We start from the raw sequence: 14,797 nt of genomic DNA, 5'->3' as shown, positions 1-14,797 counted from the left end.
AGGACGAGGCGCTGGCCTGGCTGCGCGAGGGCGCGCCCGGGCCCATCCGCACCGCGTTCGCTGACTTCCTGCGCGACCATGGGCACCGCTGCATCCGCGAGATGGAGCTGCACACGCCGGACTGGCAGGAGGATCCGCGGCCGCTGGTGCTCAACCTCCAGCGCGCGGCGAGCGTGCCGCGGACGGCCCCGGCGGCGCGCAAGGAGGACAGAACCCAGGAGGTGTTCGCGCGGCTGTCCCCCGCGGCACGCGGGTTCCTCGGCTGGCTGTTGCCCAGGGCCCGGGAGGCCGTGGTGCTCCGCGAGCGCTCCAAATCCCTGAGCGTCCGGTGCACCCGGCAACTCCGGTACGGCTACCTGGAAGCTCGCCCGGCAGTTGGTGAAGCTGGGGCGGCTGCCAGACGAGGACCTGGTGTTCTTCGTCACCCACGAGGAGCTGGGCCGGTTGGTGCACGGCGAGGAGCGGGCACTGGTCCGCCGCGCGCTGCACCGGCGCAGGCTGCATCCTCAGCAGATGGCGCTGGAGTTCCCGCGCGTCATGAAGGGCAAGCCCGTGCCCCTCGCGCCCGCGGGCGAGGAGGGAGACACCGCGTCGGTGATGCACGGGACCCCGGTGAGCCGCGGCATGGTGGTGGGGTTGGCCCGGGTGGCGCGGACGCCCGAGGAAGCGGTGGAAATGCGGGAGGGGGAGATCCTCATCGTGCCGTACACGGACGTGGGCTGGGCGCCGTACTTCTGCCGGGCGGCGGGGTTGGCCACGGAGATTGGCAGCCCGCTCTCGCACGGGGCGGTGGTGGCGCGGGAGTATGGACTGCCGGCGGTGGTGAACCTGCCGGGCGCCACGAAACGCTTCAAGACGGGTGACACGGTGCGGCTGGACGGCAACACCGGCGAGCTGCGCCGGTTGGGGTAGGTGCCCGGCTCGCCCAGGCGCGAGGCCCAGGTCTTGGAAGGGCGCAGGCGGGTCTCGCGCCTGTCATTGAAGCAGCGTGGAAGGCCGCAGCCTCACCTCTCCCCGGTAGGGCTCCCGTGGTGGGGAGAGCAGGGTCTCGCGCAACGTGCCCTGCTCATAGCGGAGCTCGACCAGCGGGTGGCGCACGGGCTCCAGGCTCTGGTCCGGGTGCAGCAGCGCCCCTCCCCCCGCGGGAATGCCAATGCCTCGCACGCCAGGGCCGGCTTCCCGCACGGCTTGCTTCAGACCCGTCCACTCCGGCTGCTCGTGCGCTCCCACGATGAACGGGGCCAGTCCGAGCACCGGGAACAGCGCCGCTCCGCCGGAGCCGGAACCAGAACCGGATTCACTCCAGGCCTGCTCCCCGAGCTGCATCGCCCCCGCGGAGATGCCCATGAGGACCGCGCCGTCCAGGTAGCGCTGCCGCAACACGGGCTCCAGGCCGTTCTCCCGGAAGCGCTCCCAGCCCAACAGCGGGTCTCCTCCCGCCAGCAGGATGACGTGCGCCTCCGCGAGCCACGCGCGGTCCTCGTCCGAGGGCCGGGAGGGAATCATCCGGCAATGGGAGATGCCGGCCAGCTCCATCGCGGCGGTGAAGAGCTCGTAGAAGGCGGGCACGTCGCCGTTGGAAGCACCCAGGTAGGCCGCCTGGATGGGTGGCACCGCGAGGCCCGCCCCCGTCAGCACGCGAAGACAGTCCAGGAAGGGCTTGTCCCCACTGCGCCAGAACAGCAGGGAGCTGTCCGCGAGCAGGAAGAGGGGCTTGAGCGGCGACTTCATGCGGCGCTCTTCGCGGGCTGCAGGACGAAGATGCTGTCGAGCCGGATCTCCCCCCGCTTGCGCGGCACGTCCACCTGGTAGTCGAAGTCGAAGACCTCCAGCACCCGCAGTCCCGCCCGGCGGAACAGGCGCCGCGCCTGCGCCAGGTCATACGTGCGGAAGTACCAGTGCGTCTCGATGAGCAGGTCCTTCCCCGGCCCTGTGATCCGCAGCCGGTTGCGCATCTCCGAGCGTCGCAGGCGGCGCTCCGGCAGCCCCTCGTGGGTGTTGCACACCACGGTGTCCTTGCCGAGCTTCTCCACCCACCGCTCGTGCTCCGGCTTGCGCCGGCCGTAGTCGGTGAGGTGGAAGCCGAGCACGTACAGGCCCTCGGGTTTCAGCAGCCGCCGCGTCGCCTCCAGGTGCGCGAGCGCCGCCGCCTCGCTGTCGAGGTAGCGGAACGTGGACACCAGGTTGAAGGCCAGGTCCACCTGCCCCTCCAGCTCCGGCCGGTGGAACGTCTCCATGCGCGAGGGATAGAGGCGCACCCGCCGCCGCTCGGCCGGGGTGAGGCGCTGGCGCGCGTGGGCCAGCATCTTCTCGGAGATGTCGTAGCCCACCACCTGCTGGCCCCGGCTCGCGGCCTCGGCCACCAGCCGCCCCGCACCGCACGCGGGCTCCAGCAGCCGCTTGCCTCCCGTGCCGTAGCGGCGGCCCACCTCCAGCAGGAAGTCCATCTCCCGCTCGGTGTCCGTGCCGAAGATGGCTTCGTAATACTCGGGATGATCGTACCAGTCGGAGAGTCGTTGCATGGACGGGATGCCGCGCTCGCGGCTGCGCGCATCCTCGGCGCCCCGGGCTGAAAAGCAAGCACGGCCGTGGGCCATGCGGCCAGCCGCCCGCCGGGTCCACGGCCACGGACGCCATGGGCCTCACGGCGCATGTTCCATGGAAGGAGCCGAATCGCGGGCCCCCGGGTCCGCTCGCGTGGAGGAAGCCATGATGGCCCAACCCATCCGCCGCATCCTGGTAGCCACCGACTTCTCGGAATACTCGCGGCGTGCCGTGGAGTACGCCCTCTCGCTGGCCGAACGGATGAACGCCTCCATCGACCTGCTCCACGTCTGGGAGCCTCCTCCACACCTGGAATCGGAGAGCCTGGTGATGGTGCCCGGAGACCCGGAGGCTTCGCTCGAGACGCTCGGCCTCGCGCAGGCCGGCCGGCTCCTGAACGCCTGGTCCGAGCGCTATCAGTCCAGCCCCGTTCCGCTCCAGGTCCGTCTGGAGCGAGGCCCCACCGCCGACACCATCCTCGGTTTCGCGAACCGCGGGTATGACCTGGTGGTGATGGGCACCCACGGGCGCACCGGGCTCGCCCGGCTCCTCATGGGCAGCGTCGCGCAGAAGGTCGTGGCCCGGGCCACCTGCCCCGTGCTGACGGTGCACGGGGCGGAAGAGCAGGAGGCCCGGCCAGTGGGGTGAGGCACCTCGGTGCCTCTCCTCCTCAGTGCCTATCCTCCTTGTCCAGCAGGCGATCCGCGAGCCGGATGAGGTCCGTCTCCGTGATGAGGCCCACCAGCCGATCCCCGTCCTCCACCACCGGCACGCATCCGAACTTGCGGTCGAGCAGCTTGTGGATCGCCTCGCGCACCGAGCTTCCGCGGCCGCAACGTCTCCAGCGAGCGCGTCATGACGTCCCGCACCTGCACCGGGGGTGAGCCCGGGCTGCGCTCATGACGGGCCAGGGCTCGAATCAGGTCCCGGTGGCTCACCAGCCCGATGAGCTTCCCCTCCTTCACCACGGGCAGATGGCGGATGTCGTATTTGGCCAGCAGGTCGTCCCCGCGGACGAGGTCATCGTCCTCGTTCAGGGTGACCAGATCCCGGGTCATCAGTTCCTCGACGGTGAGCATGGGGGTCCTCTCGGTCGCACCAGGTTCACGACTCAGGGTGCGACCTGGGAGGGCCCCGTGCAGGCGGCAAGCGTTCAGCCGGGCCAGGGCTACTCGCGCTGTCCGCTCACGCCGCCACCGTCCACACACCCGCTCCACCCGGGGCTCAGTGTCCCGGGTGCTCCGTCACCTGCGACAGCGCCAGCATCAGCAGCAGGCCGGCCGCCAGCGCCACCAGGTTGCGTCCCCGGTTGTCCTTGCCGTGCCGGTTCACGTGCGGCAGCAGGTCCGACACCGCCACGTAGAGGAACGTGCCCGCCGAGAAGGCCAGTGCCCTGGGCGCCAGGGACTCGAAGCGCAGCACCGCGTCGAAGGCGAAGTACAGCACCGCCCCCACCGGCACCATCAGCCCGTAGAGCACCGCGTACCCCATGATGCGGCCCGAGCTCTTCCCCTCCGCCTTGAGGATGGAGGCGAGCGACAGCGACGAGGGAATCTTGTGCGAGGTGATGGCCAGCAGAGCCATGACGCCCACGCCCTCCTTCACCGCCGAGCCCAGCGCGATGCCGTCGAAGAGCGTGTGCGCCGACAGTCCCAGGAACGCCGTCAGCCCCAGCGTGTTCCCGTGCATGTGCTCCTCGCACTCCGGCGGCTCCTCGCACGCGTGCGTCAGCACGTACCGCTCCAGCACCATCAGGAACACGAAGCCCGCGGGTACCAGCGCGAACGCCCAGAACCCGCCCCCGTGGTACGCCTCCGGCAGCATGTGGAAGAACGCCGCCCCGAACATCACACCCGCCGCGAAGGCCAGGAACGTCACCAGCCGCGTCGGCTTCTGGGTGACGACCACCACCAGTGCGCCCACGACGGCGCCCAGCAGGATGATCAACGAATAGGAGGAGAGAGCTACCGCGGGAGACATGGGGGGCCCGACACCTAGCACAGATCCATGCCACGGGTGGCGCGAGTGCATGTCCCCTGCCCTCTCCCGGGGCTGGCGGCGGAGTCAGGCCCTTGCACGAGGGGCGGGGACTGATAAATCCCAGGGCGATGGCCACCGCCTACAACCTCGAGGAGCACCGCGCCGCGCTGACCGGCCACTGCTATCGCATGCTGGGTTCGGCCGCCGAGGCCGACGACGCCGTCCAGGAGACGATGGTGCGGGCGTGGCGCAGCCTGGACCGGTTCGAGGAGCGCGCGTCCCTGCGCACCTGGCTCTACCGCATCGCCACCCGGGTGTGCCTCGACTCGCTGAGCGACAGCTCGCGCCGCGCGCGCCCGATGGAAATGGGGCCCGTCGGCTCGGTCGACGACACGCTCACCCAGCTACCGGCTTCCCACTGGCTCGAGCCCATCCCCGACGCGCGCGCCCTCCCCTCGGACGCCGATCCCTCCGAGCTCGTGGTGCTGCGCCAGAGCATCCGCCTCGCGTTCGTGGCCGCGCTCCAGCACCTCCCTCCCCGGCAGCGCGCGGTGCTGCTCCTGACCGAGGTGCTCGGCTGGTCCGCCGCCGAGGTCGCCGAGAGCCTCGAGACCTCGGTCGCCTCGGTCAACAGCGCCCTCCAGCGGGCCCGGGCGACGCTCGCCACCCGGGACCTCACCGAGGCCCGCGCCCCCCTGTCCGAGGCACAGTCCACGTTGCTGAACCGGTACGTCGAGGCCTTCGAGCGGTACGACGTGGCCGCGCTCACCGGGCTGCTCCACCAGGACGCGACCCTCTCGATGCCGCCCTTCTCGCTGTGGCTTCGCGGTCACGAGCCCATCAGCCAGTGGCTGTTGGGGCGGGGCTCGGGTTGCCGGGGCTCCCGGCTGGTGCCGACCTCGGCCTGCGGCTCGCCCGCCTTCGGGCAGTACCGGCCTCCCGCTGAACCCGGGGGCCCTCACAAGGCGTGGGCACTGATCGTGCTCGAGCTCTCCGGCGACCGCATCGCCGCGATGAATTCATTCCTCGACACCGAGGCGTTGTTCCCGCGGTTCGGCCTTCCCCCCAGCTTCGCCCCCTAGCCGCTTTTTTTTCCGGGGCACCGATGAGTTCGCACGCCCGGGGGCGTCTATAAGGCAAAACCCCTTTGGAGGCGTCCATGGCCACGAACCGTTCCCGGAAGATCTTCGTCAACCTGCCCGTCAAGGACCTGAAGCGGTCGATCGAGTTCTTCACGAAGCTCGGCTTCTCGTTCAATCAGCAGTTCACCGACGAGACCGCGACCTGCATGATCCTCAGCGAGGAGGCCTACGTGATGCTCCTCACCGAGAAGCGCTTCAAGGACTTCACCAAGAATCAGCTCTGCGACACCCGCACCCACACCGAGGGCCTCTTCGCGCTGTCGTGCGACAGCAGGGCCGAGGTGGACGAGCTGGTCAACACGGCCATCGCCGCGGGCGGAAAGCACGCCGTGGACAAGCAGGACCACGGGTTCATGTACGGCTGGAGCTTCTACGACCTCGACGGGCACCACTGGGAAGTGTTCTGGATGGACCCGGCGACCATCAAGTGAGCGCGAGCTGAGCTACTCGGCCGCAGCCACGGCCGGGGCCGGCACGGGGGCGGGAGTGGACGGAGCGCTCAGGACCTCGTCGAGCGTCTTCTGGTCCAGCCCGCCCTCCCAGCGCGCCACCACGATGGTGGCCACGGCGTTGCCGATGAAGTTGGTCAGCGCGCGGCACTCGGACATGAAGCGGTCGATGCCGAGGATGAGCGCCATGCCGGCGATGGGCACCGAGGGCACCACGGACAGGGTCGCCGCCAGGGTGATGAAGCCCGCGCCCGTCACCCCGGCCGCTCCCTTGGAGCTCACCATGGCCACCAGCAGCAGCAGCGTCTGCTGGCCGAGGCTCAACTCGGTGTTGGTGGCCTGGGCGATGAAGAGCGCCGCGAGCGTCATGTAGATGTTGGTGCCGTCGAGGTTGAAGGAGTAGCCGGTGGGCACCACCAGGCCGACGATCTGCTTGGGGCAGCCCGCGCGCTCCATCTTCTCCAGCAGGCTGGGCAGGGCGGCCTCGGACGAGCTGGTGCCGAGCACGAGCAGCAGCTCCGCCTTGAGGTAGCGGATGAGCCGCAGGATGGAGAAGCCGTTGTAGCGGGCCACCAGCCCCAGCACCACGAGCACGAAGACGGCCGACGTCAGGTAGAAGGTGAGCACGAGCGCCGCCAGGTTCACCACCGAGCCGATGCCGTACTTGCCGATGGTGAAGGCGAAGGCCCCGAAGGCGCCGATGGGCGCGGCCTTCATGAGGATGTTCACCAGCCGGAAGAAGGCGTGGTTCAGCGAGTCGAGCAGCTCCAGGGTCGGCCGGGCCTTCGCCCCCACCATGGCCAGGGCGATGCCGAACAGCACGGAGACGAACAGCACCTGGAGGATGTCACCCTCGGAGAAGGCGCTCACCACCGTGTTGGGGATGATGTTGAGCAGGAACTTCACCAGCGACTGGTCATGCGCCTTGGCGGCGTAGGTGCTCACCTCGCCCGCGGAGGTGAGGGTGCCCGGGTCGATGTTCATCCCCGCCCCCGGCCGCACCACGTTGGCGATGACCATGCCCACCACCAGGGCGAGCGTGGAGAAGGTGAGGAAGTAGGCGAAGGCCTTGGCGGCCACGCGGCCCACCTTGTTCAGGTCCGTCGACCCGGCGATGCCCGTCACCACCGTGAGGAAGATGACGGGGGCGATCACCATCTTCACCAGCTTGATGAAGCCGTCTCCCAGCGGCTTCAGGGACGCGCCGAGGCTCGGGTAGAAGTGGCCGAGCAGCGCCCCCAGGGCGATGGCCGCGAGCACCTGGACGTAGAGGTGCCGGTGGAGACCGCGAGAGGTGGGTTCCGCCTTGAAATCCTGTACGGCCATGGAAGGGGGGTTCCTTGGGAGGTAGGAGGCCCGAGCGTATCGCGGACTCCCCAGGCGGGGGAGTGGGCGTGCGAGGAGGCGTTCAGTCGTAGCGGCGGATGACGAGGACCCGCACGCGGCCCGGTGCGACGTCGACCTGCCGCTCGGTGCGCAGGCCCGAGGCTTCCACCGTCACCGTGTGCCGCCCCGCGGGCAGCCGGAAGCGCGCCAGTTGGAACTCCGCCGGCAGCGACATCCACGAGCGCAGGTCCGGCTGGTTCATCGCGTTGAGCAGCAGGAACGTCAGCGCCCCCACCTCCCTGCTCTTCGTCAGCGCCCCCGCCCCCGCCGCCAGGCCGGCCTTCGCCACCGCCCCGGCCACCTGTCTGGCCAGCATCCGGCCGATGCGCTCGTCCAGGTGCACCTTCGCCACCTCCGCCAGCGACGTCACCGTCACCGCCCGCTGGCTGCTGTCCCGGACCCAGACGTTCGCCAGCCCCGGCCGGCCCCGGTCCCGGTACACCGGCACCTGGATGATGTCGTGCGTCTCCAGCCTCCGGTCCGCCGGCTCCTTCTCCGGCGCCCGCCCCGCCTCCACCACCACGAGCACCTGCCCCTCGCCCGGTCCCAGCGGCTCGTGCGCCACGTCCGGGAAGCGCTTGCGCAGCCGCTCGTACTCGTCCAGCCGTCCCGTCTTCTTCGCCAGCCTCAGCAGCGGCTCCGCCAGGGGCCCCAGCCCCGGCGCCAGCTCGAGCGCCTGCGCATAGTCGATGTACGCCGAGTCCCACTCCCGCTGGTCCTCGTACAGCACGCCGCCGATGTAGCGCGCGATGGCGAGCTGCTCGTAGGGCTTCTTCTCCTCGACGATCATCTTCCGCAGCCGCTCGTTCACGCGGCGGACCTCGACGAGGGCTTCCTCGTCCTGGCCCAGCTGCGCGTAGTTGAGCGCCTGGAGCACGGAGATCATCAGCCGCTCGAAGTCCTCGCCGCGGTAGGCGCGCTCCCGCTCGTTGGTGAGGAGCGTCCCGGCCTCCTCGCTCACGGAGACGACATCCAGCTCCGCGGCCAGGCGATCCGCCTCCGCCAGCACCTGGATGCTGTCCTTCCACCGCCCCGCGGCATGCAGCACCATGCCCCGGTCCAGCAGCACCAGCAGCGAGTCCTTGCCCTTGTCGTGCCGCGCCACCTCGTCCAGCTCGGCCAGCGCGCGCTCGTAGGCCTCCTGCTCGTACGCGGTGCGGAGCTGGCGCGTCCGCGCGACGTAGTCCCCCGCGCAACCGGACAGCAGCACCGCGCCCGCCAGCACGAGCACGGCCCATCCCCGCCCCCCGTGACGCCGCGAGTCGCTCATGGCCGGGCTACCAGGAGATGGGCTTCCGCTCGAACTTCTTGCGGATCTCCTTCTCGTCCGTCCACTCCACGATGCCCGTGCGCACGTTGTTCAGCTTCACGGTCATCTTGTAATAGACGAGCTTGTCGTTGCCGACCTGCTGGACGATGGAGGCGAGCTCTCCGGTGAGCAGGTAGTCCGCGCTGGCCTGCTCGCCGGGGCCCTTGGCCGAGTCGGGGCGCACGTAGCCCGACTGCTGGTACTCGTACTCCTCGGCCAGATCCTCGCGCGCCGCCTTGTCCAGCAGGGCGAACCGGCCCGTCTGCGCCAGCCCCGTCTGGATCTTGTCCCCCAACGAGGCCATGTCGATGTGCTCGGACGTCTTGTTCTTCAACCGGCCCACCAGCACCACCGGAAGCTGCTGCCCGCCGGGCTGGGACTGGGAGAAGCGCGGCGACCCGGCCAGCGAGTTCACCATCTTCTTGGCGATGAGCTGCAGGTCGTTCTCGTTGAACTGATCCGACAGCATCTCGATGGTGTTCGGGTCCTCATAGGTGCCGCGGGTGAAGGCGCGAGGCCCTCCGCAGGCGGTGGTGAGGAGCCCGGCGAGCGAGACAGACACGAGGAGACGGGTCTTCATGGCGAGCACTCCTAGTTCCATTCACATTCGAAGCGGCTGCCCTGGAAGTTCCACTTGTGGGCGAGCACCGCGTCGCGCTTGTACCCGGCCGTCAGCCTGCAGAGGCTCTGCAGCGACGAGCGCGGGTAGTCGAAGGTGTAGAGCTGCGCCTTGGCGCGCTCGGCCTCGGTGAGCTGCGAGGGATGGGTGAGCGTCGGGCTGGCGCTGGCCACCACCATCACCCGGTGCGCGCCGTACGTCTTGAGCGGCACCTGCCCGGCCAACTGGATGCGGCGCACCGTCCGGGCCCGGAGGATGTCGCTGCGGTCCACCATCGTCTCGTGCCGGTTCTGGCGCGCGAGCAGCTCCGGCAGGTTGGCGGTGAAGACGCGCGTCAGCTCCCCGTCCTCCACGAAGAAGTAGAGGAAGCCCTCGCGCGCCGTGCGGCTCTCACCGGTGAAGTCCAGCGTCACCAGCAAGTCCAACGCCCGGTTGGGCCGCAGCGCGTGGGTGGACACCGCGTCCAGCACCCCCTTGGGCACTCCCGCCTGCTTGAGGCGGATGAGCCCGTCCGCGCTCGCGTCGCAGGCGCAGCGGCGCTGTTCGATCATCTTCACCAACTGGGCCTCGTCGAAGCCCGCCTGGGCCAGCTTCGCCACCTCCTCGCCGGTGAGCGGGAGCTGGTCCGTGCGCTCGTAGATGCGCGGGAGCTGGTTGGGGTCCCACTGGATGATGTTGTAGGTCTGCGTCTGGCCCGGGAAGGGCAACACGGGCACGGACTGCCCGCTGGCAGTGGAGGTCCGAGGCACCTCCCCCTGCACCTGTCCGGTGGCGAGCGCGAGCACGGCGGCGAGAGCGTGGGCGAGCATGGTGTCAGAACCTGTAGCCGACGTTCATGAACAGCCTGTTCATGAGGCCGCGAAAGTCACCGGAGCCAACAAAGGGGATGTCCAGCGCATAACCCAGGCCGAGCACCAGCCGCTCGTTGGCCGCCAACAGGTCCACGCCCACCTGGGGCGACAGGCCGAAGCGGAAGCCGGCATCGGGGATGAAGAAGCCACCGGCCTTGAGGCCCGCGTTGAAACTCACCGGGAAGCCGTAGGTGCGGAAGCGCGGACCCGCCAGCACGCTCCACTGCTCGTTCTGCAGCACGTACGCGCCGCTCAGGTCGAACTGGTACCAGTCCGCGCCCCAGAGGGAGGCGGTGGCGCCGAAGAACATCGGCACACTCCCCCGCCGCACCGTCGACGCATCGGCGGCGAACGCCGCGCCCCAGTTCAGCTCCAGCGAGAACCGGCTGTCCGAGGTCCGGGAGTAACCTCCCTTGCCGTACTCGGACCCCTCCGGCCCGTCGGTACGACCCCGCCCCTGCGCATGCGCCGACGGGGCCACCCCCACTGCGGCCGCCAACGAGGCGGCTCCCCACAACCAGGCAAGACGCTTCATCACAGGCTCCCCATCTGGTGCGGCGGCCCGGGGCTGGCAACCCCGGGTGCGCAACCACGCCGTCAGACGCGGAGGGGGGTGCGCCTATTCACTCCCCGCCCACCGGGCGCGGCGCCACCGTTTCCCAGTTCACGCACGGGGAGGAGCGGGCGGAGGGGGCTGTGCCTGCTCGCTCGCTGGCGCGGGAGCGGGCGGCTGGGGAACATTACGGGGCTCGGTGCGCGTGATGGGCAGCCACTCGGGCCGCCCACGCAGGTACGCCATCAGCTTCTCGCGCACCAGGGCCCGCAGGTCGAAGAGGTTCGAAGGGGCGGCGCTGACCAGCGCGCGCACTTGCAGCGTCCGGTCCAGCACCTCCAACACCACCACGGTGGCCACCCGGCCGTCCCACAACGCCTTGCCCTCGTTGTCCAGGATGCGCCGCAGCTCCTCCCGCAGCGCGTCCATGTCCGTGGTGAAGTCCACCAGCAGCAGCACCGGGCCCAGCATGCTCTGCCCGCCCTTGCTCCAGTTCTGGAAGGGCTTGTCGAGGAAGTGGGGAATGGGGATGACCAGCCGCCGCTCGTCCCACACCTTCACCACCACGTAGGTGAGGGTGATCTCCTCCACCGTCCCCCACTCGTTCTCCACGATGACGGTGTCCCCGATGCGGATGGGCTGGGTGATGGAGAGCTGGATGCCGGCCAGCAGCGAGGAGATGGACTTCTGCGCCGCCAGACCGATGACGAGGCCCGCGACACCGGCCGAGGCCAGCAGCGACACGCCCACGTTGCGCACCGTCTCGAACTGCATGAGCAGCAGCGCGGCCGCGATGAGGTAGGTGGCCGCCTCGAACACGGAGCGCAGCACCGCCAGCTGGGTGTGCAGCCCACGCGCGCGCGCGGCGTCCTTCCCCTCCTTCGTCACCGTCTGCTGGACGAACTGCGCCGTCACCCGGAGGAAGCGCAGGACGAACCACGCCACCGACACGATGAGCAGCGTGGTGAAGAGGTGGGAGGCCAGGAACCGGGCCGTGGGCGGCAACAGCAGCAGCGTCGCCCCGAGCGCCCCGAGCAGCGCGAAGTACAGCAGCCGCAGCGGCCCCTTGCACGCGGGCACCAGCGCATCGTCCCAGCCGTTGCTCGTCCAGCGCGCGAGCCGCCCCAGCACCCTCAGGGACAGCTTCTCCAGCACCACGCTCAGCACCCCCGCCCCCAGCAGCGTCACCACCATGCCCAGCCACTGCCACGGCTCCATCCCCAGCACCGGCTTGTCGAAGAACCACGGCGGCAGCACCTCGCCCAGCCTCGACGGGCCGTACTCCTCGTAGAGCGGATCAATCGCCCGCACCGTCGCCTCGCTGAACACCCACACCCGCCCACCATTGTTGGCGGGCACGCTGGCCAGGCGGATGGGGTAGGAGGCCTCCCCCACCGAGAGGACGCCAATCTGGTCGAAGCGGTTGCCCTCCGCGTTCCCCTGGGGCTCCTTGCTCAGGCTGGCCAGGGCGGTGGGCAGCTTGTGGTCCAGGACGAACTTGAGCCGCCGGGCCAGCACGGGCCCCCGGGCCTTCTGCTCGGCCGCGGGGATGAAATCCAGGTCCAGGTAGTGCGCGGCCAGCTCGTAGTCCCCCCGGTGCACGGCGGCGGAGAACCCCTGGGCCGCGGCGTAGGGCGTCTGCCGGTCCAACAAGGGCGGCTCGCCGAGGCCCACATTGAGGGCCCAGGCCCTCGGCAGGAGGAGGACGGACACCAGCAGACACAGTCCAGTCAGAGCGCGGCGCATGGCCGCCTTAGTGCCCCCCCACGTCCCTCCCCGCAACACCAATGTGCCGCCGGGCCGCTCGTCCTCCAGGGTAGCTGACGAGTCGTGCCCCCGTGGATTCCACCCCCACGAGAAAGCCTTGGAGCCATGGGAGCCCTGGGCTAGAAAAGGCCGCCCAGGAAGAGGTTGCCGTGCAAGAGAAGCGAAAGATCCTCCTCATCGACGACAGCGAGATCACCCTCGCCATGGAGAAGGCCGTGCTGGAAGCACGCGGCTACGAGGTCATCGCCACGTCGACGTTGATGGAGTTCGAGAAGACCCTGCAGACGTGGAAGCCGGACCTCATCCTCACGGACATCCACATGCCCGAGGCCAAGGGCACGGACATCTGCCGGACGCTGAAGAACGAGTACGGCACACAGGACATCCCCATCATCCTCTTCTCCAGCCTCCCGGATGACGAGCTGAGCAAGCTGGCCGAGCAGGTCGGCGCCGACGGCAGCCTGTCCAAGGTGAACGGACTGGAGAAGATGGGTGAGAAGATCGACGAGCTGGTGCAGAGCATCATCTGGTGAAGCGGTGAAGCGGCTCGTCACCGGAATGGCCTTGCTGGCGGCGCTCTCGGGGTGCTCGCGCAAGGAGCCACGGACGGGTGAGCCGGACGCCGCCCCCCGAGGGAACACGACCGCCCAGGCGCAAGCACCGGGCGCCATCCTCTTCTTCTCCGCGGACACCCGGGGCTACCTGGGCCCGTGCGGCTGCAGCGAGAACATGCGCGGCGGCATCGCGCGCGCGGCGTTGCAGGTGAAGGAGGCGCGCAAGGGCGCCCTGCCCGTCCTCTATGTGGACGGCGGAGACAGCCTCTTCGGCGAGCCGAAGCTCAAGCCGGAGCAGGTGCCGCAGGAGGAGCGCAAGGCCCGGGCGCTCGCCGAGGCCATGAAGGGCATGGGGCTGGTGGTGCGCGCGACGGGCGAGCTGGACGACACGCGCGGCGCCGCCTTCCGCCAGGGGCTGGGACTGCCCGAGCTGGAGCCCGGCGGAGTGAAGGTGCTGGACGCCGGGGCGCGCAAGGTGGGCGTGGTGAGCGCCTCGGACGCGGCCGGACTGAAGCAGGCCGGCGCCAAGGCCCGCGCCGGGGGGGCCGCCTTCGTGGTGGGCCTCTTCCACGGCACCGTGCAGGAGGCCGAGCAGGCCGCGTCCACGCCGGAGCTGGGGGTGGACCTGGTGCTGGCCACGCACACCGCCACCGAGTTCTCGGGCGAGGAGAACAAGCCGGTGCGCGACGCGTCGGTGCCCGTCGTCGCCCTGCAGAGCAAGGGCCGCTCGCTGCTGCGCGTGGACCTGGCCTACGGCGCGAAGCCGGGCCGCTTCACCCTGCGGAAGACGGCGGAAGACAGCGAGCGCGAGGCCGCCTCCATCGAGCGGCGCCTGGGGCTGATGGACAAGGAGATCAACCTCCCCGGCATCAACCCGGAGCGCCAGAAGCTGCTGCAGCAGAAGCGCGAGGAGCTGGTGGCGCGCCGGCAGACGCTGCTCACCGCGCCGGTGGCCGCGGCCGGAGAGGGTGACAGCTTCTCCGTGCGCTTCGTCCCCCTGGAGTCCAACCTCGCCTCGGACCCGGCGGCCCAGGCGGTGGTGAACGCCTACGACGCGGACGTGGGGAAGATGAACCTCGAGTGGGCCAAGGCCCACGGACAGGACTGCCCTGCCCCGGAGAAGGGCCAGGCCGCCTTCGTGGGCAACAAAGCCTGCGCCGAGTGCCACGAGGAGTCCTTCCCGGTATGGGAGGCCTCCAAGCACCGCCACGCGTGGAAGACGCTGGAGGATGCGGGCAAGCAGTTCCACCTCAACTGCACCGGCTGCCACGTCACCGGCTGGGAGAAGCCCGGCGGGGTGTGCCGCCTGGACAAGGTGGCCGGCCGCGAGGACGTGGGCTGCGAGAGCTGCCACGGCCCGGGCTCGCTCCACGCCGAGGACCCGTCCGCCGACAACATCCTCGCCCGCCCCGGCCAGGACGTGTGCGTCACCTGTCACAACCCGGAGAACTCGCCCCACTTCGACTTCGCCACCTACGTGCCGAAGATCCTCGGGCCCGGCCACGGCCAGCCACCCGCAGTGAAGCCGAAGCCCTGAAACACATCCAGGCGGTGTGTTTCTTCCCGTGGGTTCCATCCAAGGGGAAGATGGCCCGTCTGGATGCTTGTTTGAGTGAAACGAAAAGCATCGAACACTTGAGCCA

At 69.8% G+C, this 14,797-nt stretch carries 16 protein-coding genes and 1 pseudogene; 6 read left to right on the top strand and 11 right to left on the bottom strand.

Features of this window, described 5'->3' with window-relative positions:
- Positions 1–513: 513 nt before the first annotated feature.
- Positions 514–912, top strand: coding sequence for a PEP-utilizing enzyme (locus tag ACN28I_RS41700; RefSeq protein WP_420947445.1), 399 nt, complete (start codon positions 514–516; stop codon positions 910–912).
- A 63-nt stretch (positions 913–975) separates the two neighbouring features.
- On the opposite strand, the gene ACN28I_RS41695 is transcribed toward ACN28I_RS41700, so the two are convergent.
- Both ACN28I_RS41695 and ACN28I_RS41690 read right to left on the bottom strand, forming a co-directional pair.
- Positions 976–1,731 (bottom strand): Type 1 glutamine amidotransferase-like domain-containing protein, encoded by a 756-nt coding sequence (locus ACN28I_RS41695; RefSeq protein WP_420947444.1) that lies wholly within the window; start codon positions 1,729–1,731, stop codon positions 976–978.
- On the bottom strand, positions 1,728–2,522 hold the full coding sequence (locus ACN28I_RS41690) for a class I SAM-dependent methyltransferase (RefSeq protein ID WP_420947443.1): 795 nt from the start codon (positions 2,520–2,522) through the stop codon (positions 1,728–1,730). The genes ACN28I_RS41695 and ACN28I_RS41690 overlap by 4 nt, the downstream gene beginning before the upstream one ends.
- A gap of 187 nt (positions 2,523–2,709) precedes the next feature.
- Here ACN28I_RS41690 and ACN28I_RS41685 point away from each other — a divergent pair, with 187 nt between their 5' ends.
- The gene (locus tag ACN28I_RS41685) at positions 2,710–3,192 is read left to right on the top strand and encodes a universal stress protein (protein ID WP_420947442.1); all 483 of its coding nucleotides are present in this window, start codon (positions 2,710–2,712) and stop codon (positions 3,190–3,192) included.
- A 22-nt stretch (positions 3,193–3,214) separates the two neighbouring features.
- Here ACN28I_RS41685 and ACN28I_RS41680 read toward each other — a convergent pair whose 3' ends face one another.
- From ACN28I_RS41680 to ACN28I_RS41670, 3 genes and pseudogenes are all read right to left on the bottom strand, one after another.
- A complete protein-coding gene (locus ACN28I_RS41680) occupies positions 3,215–3,361 on the bottom strand; it encodes a CBS domain-containing protein (protein WP_420947441.1) in 147 nt (48 codons plus the stop codon).
- Between the two features lie 148 nt (positions 3,362–3,509).
- Positions 3,510–3,602: pseudogene (locus tag ACN28I_RS41675) on the bottom strand (CBS domain-containing protein); the annotation flags it as partial.
- Between the two features lie 166 nt (positions 3,603–3,768).
- Positions 3,769–4,524 (bottom strand): ZIP family metal transporter, encoded by a 756-nt coding sequence (locus ACN28I_RS41670; protein ID WP_420947440.1) that lies wholly within the window; start codon positions 4,522–4,524, stop codon positions 3,769–3,771.
- 128 nt (positions 4,525–4,652) lie between these two features.
- On the opposite strand from ACN28I_RS41670, the gene ACN28I_RS41665 reads away from it, so the two are divergent.
- Both ACN28I_RS41665 and ACN28I_RS41660 read left to right on the top strand, forming a co-directional pair.
- Positions 4,653–5,606 carry a sigma-70 family RNA polymerase sigma factor gene (locus ACN28I_RS41665; protein WP_420947439.1) on the top strand — a complete coding sequence of 318 codons (954 nt, stop codon included), beginning with the start codon at positions 4,653–4,655 and terminating at the stop codon, positions 5,604–5,606.
- A gap of 77 nt (positions 5,607–5,683) precedes the next feature.
- Complete coding sequence (locus ACN28I_RS41660) at positions 5,684–6,097, top strand: VOC family protein (RefSeq protein ID WP_420947438.1); 414 nt, start codon at positions 5,684–5,686, stop codon at positions 6,095–6,097.
- A gap of 12 nt (positions 6,098–6,109) precedes the next feature.
- Here ACN28I_RS41660 and ACN28I_RS41655 read toward each other — a convergent pair whose 3' ends face one another.
- The 6 genes from ACN28I_RS41655 to ACN28I_RS41630 form a co-directional block, all read right to left on the bottom strand.
- On the bottom strand, positions 6,110–7,441 hold the full coding sequence (locus tag ACN28I_RS41655) for a dicarboxylate/amino acid:cation symporter (RefSeq protein WP_420947437.1): 1,332 nt from the start codon (positions 7,439–7,441) through the stop codon (positions 6,110–6,112).
- 82 nt (positions 7,442–7,523) lie between these two features.
- Entirely contained in the window at positions 7,524–8,771 is a 1,248-nt protein-coding gene (locus ACN28I_RS41650; RefSeq protein ID WP_420947436.1) for a COG3014 family protein, read from the bottom strand.
- 7 nt (positions 8,772–8,778) lie between these two features.
- Positions 8,779–9,390, bottom strand: coding sequence for a penicillin-binding protein activator LpoB (gene lpoB, locus ACN28I_RS41645; RefSeq protein WP_420947435.1), 612 nt, complete (start codon positions 9,388–9,390; stop codon positions 8,779–8,781).
- An 11-nt stretch (positions 9,391–9,401) separates the two neighbouring features.
- Complete coding sequence (locus ACN28I_RS41640; RefSeq protein ID WP_420947434.1) at positions 9,402–10,238, bottom strand: hypothetical protein; 837 nt, start codon at positions 10,236–10,238, stop codon at positions 9,402–9,404.
- A gap of 4 nt (positions 10,239–10,242) precedes the next feature.
- Entirely contained in the window at positions 10,243–10,815 is a 573-nt protein-coding gene (locus tag ACN28I_RS41635; protein WP_420947433.1) for a hypothetical protein, read from the bottom strand.
- Between the two features lie 129 nt (positions 10,816–10,944).
- The gene (locus ACN28I_RS41630; RefSeq protein WP_420947432.1) at positions 10,945–12,579 is read right to left on the bottom strand and encodes a mechanosensitive ion channel family protein; all 1,635 of its coding nucleotides are present in this window, start codon (positions 12,577–12,579) and stop codon (positions 10,945–10,947) included.
- A 170-nt stretch (positions 12,580–12,749) separates the two neighbouring features.
- Here ACN28I_RS41630 and ACN28I_RS41625 point away from each other — a divergent pair, with 170 nt between their 5' ends.
- A complete protein-coding gene (locus tag ACN28I_RS41625; protein WP_047859801.1) occupies positions 12,750–13,133 on the top strand; it encodes a response regulator in 384 nt (127 codons plus the stop codon).
- Positions 13,134–13,158: 25 nt separating this feature from the next.
- Positions 13,159–14,691, top strand: a complete 1,533-nt coding sequence (locus ACN28I_RS41620; protein WP_420948820.1) for a multiheme c-type cytochrome — start codon at positions 13,159–13,161, stop codon at positions 14,689–14,691.
- Positions 14,692–14,797 lie beyond the last annotated feature (106 nt).

Origin of the sequence: Archangium gephyra (assembly GCF_049060025.1) — a bacterium.
Classification (GTDB): Bacteria; Myxococcota; Myxococcia; order Myxococcales; family Myxococcaceae; genus Archangium; species Archangium gephyra_A.
Note: the sequence above shows the minus strand (reverse complement) of the source record. Positions and strands in the feature narration are given on the sequence as shown.